This is a genomic window from Nitrospira sp. BLG_2 (genome assembly GCF_049222245.1).
The window spans coordinates 1-2,021 of record NZ_JBLYIG010000058.1; the positions used below are offsets into that span (position 1 = coordinate 1).

1 protein-coding gene and 1 pseudogene are annotated in these 2,021 nt (G+C 50.5%); both read right to left on the bottom strand.

The window, feature by feature from the left end; all coding sequences use genetic code 11:
* Window positions 1-334, bottom strand: a pseudogene (locus ACOSYY_RS01630) (hypothetical protein); the annotation flags it as partial.
* A 619-nt stretch (window positions 335-953) separates the two neighbouring features.
* The coding region (locus ACOSYY_RS01635) for a glycosyltransferase (RefSeq protein WP_421660520.1) at window positions 954-2,021 on the bottom strand (1,068 nt) is incomplete at its 5' end.

Genomic DNA, 2,021 nt, shown 5'->3' on the forward strand with positions numbered 1-2,021 from the left:
ATCGGGATGACCGGTTTTCCATGAGCCACCTAAGACAATCGATAGCCTCACGGCGCAACGAATCGTCCCCATTGAGGCGATGCATTACGAGATAGGCCCACGCGAGATATCCTCGTCCAATCGCTGATTCATGCGGAGGAATACCAAGGACGGGTCGAATATTGAATGGAGTTCGCAGCACTACCTGCTGCAAAGCACGCATCGGTAGGACGCGCCCTCCAGTAATCTTATGCAACCACGATAAATTTCCATCTGCCGGCTCATACCCTCTGTACCGGTTTTTCTTAACCCACGACACCAATTGATCGATGCTCTTGTTAACGTCGTTTTTCACAAATTTCTCGCTATCACAGGCAAGACTTCTTGATGCCCCATTTCTGTCGTGCGATCCTGGGGGATGCATGACCTGGCGAGATGTCTTGGCAAACCCAGACAGCCCGTATCGAGTATTGTTACAAGATCACCTTGGAAGATTCCCGTACTCCAAATAGTGTTTCGTGCTGCACGTTACAGACACAGCTCTTTACAGAATTTGCGATCACAATTGGCAATTCCGATCACAACTGATTCAATATTGTATTGAATTCGACAGGAGGGCCGTGGACGCATTACATCAGATCCCCTTGGATACTCATCGGTGGGCCAGCCTGGCATGACGTCACTCCAGCGCAAGTCATTCCGCGAACTATACTCGGTTACTGTGACTCACTTAGCGATTGGCGAGGATCCATTTCTGACCGCGCATTACATAACATAATAATAGAGCAACCTATTAAGGGCACTCCTCCCCCTGTGTATGATTCTCGCAACTCAACCGAAGTGCGCGCAAACAGACTCGTGAAAAATCCAGATTCAGGTCTACTTAAGTGACCTATTCAGACCCTTGGCTAACCTTTACTTCCGCAGATCGTTTGAATATGCTTCGATAACCATTCAGCTGCACTTTGCACCCATCAGCGCTCCCTAGAGAGCGTCTCGCAGTACAACTCCTCATGACGGTTAATTAGAGATTTGACCGCATAGCGCTCCACAACGAATCTTCTCCCTGATTCACCCATGGTAATTCTTTCCGCAGGACGGTCAAACAAATATCCTATTCGTTCACCTAGAGCAGCATGATCACCTTTTTTAACAAGAAACCCTGTCTTCCCATGGATGAATGCTTCAGGTACGCCCCCAGCCTCGTAGGCGATCACGGGCTTCCCCATCGCCTGTGCCTCGATGAGCACCCTGCCCAAGCCTTCTGAAGCGCTGGGAAGTACCACAAGGTCGCTTGCGGCATACCAGTCTCGAAGCTCGTCGGGCTTGAGCTCACCGAGGAATGACACGCGCCCCTCCATGCGGAAATCGGATACCATCATACTCAACTCAGACATCAACAACTCGGATTCAGTCGCACCGGCAAATACAATTGACATGTTCTTGCCGATCGCTCCCAAGCCTTCCACGGCCAATAGTAAATCCCGATGGCCTTTCCCTTGAGCAATGCGGCCGGGCAATAGCACCCTGAAGCCTTTCTGACGCGGAACTGCTTTGGCTAGAGCGGATGAGAAGAAGTCGACATCGACGGCATCGGAAAGATTCACGAATCTCTGCTGGAGCTCAGAGGGCACATTCCTGGAAGAAACCCCGCCAACGGCGATGGCTTCCTTCGCAACCCGACGAGCGGCTTTTTCACTTAGGCGGCTGTTATCGAAATGATTGACAATTACATAAGGAATTTTGTGCCGCAGCGCATTTAAAGCAATTGCGTTCGTGTCATAACTCAGCCAATGAAAGATCAGCAGATCGACGTGATACGCTTTGAGCGCATCGATCAGGCGTTCACTGAATATCATGACCGGATATCGCAGGTGCCCCCAGAGATTCCCATTCAGTGCCCACATTCTTGAGACTGTAGATCTTCGGTTCATGGACGCCGAAGCCTTTCGAACCTGAGTCAGCAGTCTCATTCTCCTAGGCAGAGACCACAAAGCGCGCTCCTCGACATGAAAGCAAACTGGAATCCAAACAATCTTCCC